This window comes from Cupriavidus sp. SIMBA_020 (genome assembly GCF_046535395.1).
Taxonomy (GTDB): Bacteria; Pseudomonadota; Gammaproteobacteria; order Burkholderiales; family Burkholderiaceae; genus Cupriavidus; species Cupriavidus campinensis.
The window spans coordinates 1-251 of record NZ_JAWRWU010001222.1 but is presented as its reverse complement, the minus strand read 5'-3'; the positions used below and the strand labels follow the sequence as shown (position 1 = coordinate 251).

Sequence of the window (251 nt, the reverse complement as noted above, 5' to 3'; positions counted from 1 at the left end):
ACCATTAAACCGACAAGAGCTACAAAACCAGCTAGGGTTAAAAGATCGAAAACATTTTAGAGAGCGCTATTTAAAACCTGCAATTGATGCAGGCATAATCGAAATGACTATTCCCGAAAAACCGAATAGTAAAATGCAGCAATATAGACTTAAAAGTTAGAAATAAAAAATGCCACTTAAGAGCTTAAGTGGCAGGTTTAATAAGCCGCGCTGAGCGACTTTTTACGCGTATTGCCCAGCGGCAAATCCAC

The 251-nt window shown here is 39.0% G+C and carries 1 protein-coding gene; it reads left to right on the top strand.

The window, feature by feature from the left end:
• The coding region (locus tag SB751_RS33420) for a Fic family protein (RefSeq protein ID WP_410749423.1) at positions 1–160 on the top strand (160 nt) is incomplete at its 5' end.
• Positions 161–251: the final 91 nt, after the last annotated feature.